At 49.6% G+C, this 2,006-nt stretch carries 1 protein-coding gene; it reads right to left on the bottom strand.

What is annotated here, in order from left to right; genetic code table 11:
- Positions 1–80: 80 nt before the first annotated feature.
- A complete protein-coding gene (locus tag AC13D2_RS00005) occupies positions 81–1,913 on the bottom strand; it encodes an IS1/IS1595 family N-terminal zinc-binding domain-containing protein (protein ID WP_288075806.1) in 1,833 nt (610 codons plus the stop codon).
- Positions 1,914–2,006 lie beyond the last annotated feature (93 nt).

Here is a 2,006-nt window from a genome sequence, read left to right as displayed (position 1 = left end):
CAAGCCGTTCACTTAAAGTGGATCTGGGTTGGCCGGACCGGGTAGCAAGAGGGTCGATGGATATTTCCATCGGCCCTTTTTTATGAGCTGACCTTGGTGTATTTGTCCAGATAGATGATCTTTTCTAAGTCCACTGGGCCTTTTGCAAGACCCAGGCGCATCGCAGGAGTCTTGCCTTTGTCATTCGGTTTGCAGTAGTTGTAATAAACTCGGTAGATATCGCCAAGCTGACTGTACCTGTCCGGGTTATATGGCGAGTAACCGTACCAGACGCGTCGCCCACTGGTTCCAGATCCAAATGGTCGCTCAAAACAGCTTATGGCTCTCCGGATCTGCATAAAGAATCGATCTACCGAGTGCAGTGACCCCATTTGAAGAAGACTCGCTTGATGATCCAGAGAATAGCGGTCGGTCCTGGTGATGGCCGCAATCATCTTTTCGGATTCCACCATGGTGGCTTCCGGATATTGAACCCATTTTTCGGGTGAATTCGGGAATGACAGTGGTTTTTGAATTCGGTCGATCAACATTCGATTGATGACTTCTTTTCTCTCCTTCCGCGACATCTTCTGGAAGGAGGCACCTGCATATTCACTGATCAATTCCTGAGCATCTCGGACTAATTGCCGTTTAGCATCTACGGTTTTATCTTTGCTTGCCCTGATCAAAAAACCATCAGACTCCCCGTCCAGTATCTTGTCGCGAAATGCCGCAATATAAGCACCTCGCATCCCTGTGTCCTGGTCCATATAAAATCGAGTTCGTCCGACAGAATCCAGTAACTGCCTTAACAGGAAGAAATGCGCTGTCATGGTGTATTCGTTGTGAATCAAGACGCCCTTGGCTGGAAGACGCGTTGTGGAATCAAAATCCTCAGATGATCCACTCACATTAACGGCGCTATCAAAAGCAGCCTTGCGCTGCACCTCTTCCGCCAAGGACCCCGCTGCCAGTTGCTCTGTGCGGCGAGAGGAGCGCTTGGTGGCGTCTGCAAACTCCTGCTTCAGCCACACCCTTGCGTAATTGCGATGGTGCTTGGGGCGGTCATAGTCACCAATCTCGATGGCGTGTTTTTCTATCTGATCTTGATCAACGCTCGCATCAAAATTGAAATTGAAGGCGAACACATAACCGGTTCGGAGACAGGCCGTAGCGATTCCGTAAACCTCACAATTTCGTTTGTCTTTTCGTTGCGTCCAGTTGCTGATTTGCACCTGACGATCTGTCGCCAGATAAAGGCGAGAACGATCCATTTTCTTCAGCTCAATTTCTCGCCGACTAGCAAAGTCGAGGCACTGACGGTGCAGGAAATCTATTTTCCCGTAGAGTGTTTTTGGATGGATAGACAGAATTTCAGCGATGCGGCGTAAAGGTACGCGATTAACTAGGAGCTTGAAGAACTGCTTGTTCGTCTCTGGTCTCCGGTGGCTGCGGTTTCTTTTCTTGGGTGTAAATGTCTTCCGGCATGAAAGACATTGATAGCGTTGAGAACCCGAGGCTGTTTTCCCGCGTCGTTTTATTTCGCCGCCGTCGCATGTGCAACCGTTGGGGCAATTTAAATCAGGACCTGACAGATATCGGCTGATTCGATGAAGCTCTTGAGCAACAGCCTGGTTACTCTTAAGGGCCGAGGTAATGCTTCCTGAATACTCACCGGCTTGTTTTCGAGCTTCGCAGGATTTGCAGGTCAGGGAGGCAGAATTTAGACCCGTTCCCTGAATTCTGAAGGGCTCCGGCATTTCCGGAATTTGACGATCATCCGTTTCTCTATTAGATTCCTTGGGTATTCTTTCCTTCGGGGCCGGTGAGAGACCAAAGTTCTCGCAATCTGGTGCCCCGCAGCCGTTAACTTGAATCCCCTCAAACCTCTCAGGAACTCGCGGCCAATCCTTCTGGCAAGATTTCTTTCTCATGAAAAAAGGCACCATACTGTCTGGATATCCAGTAGTATAGCGCCTTTTCGGGCCGGGCCAAGCCGTTCAGATCCACTTTAAGTGAACGGCTTG

Source organism: Marinobacter sp. B-12 (genome assembly GCF_056857915.1).
This window is presented reverse-complemented; position numbering and strand designations above follow the sequence as displayed.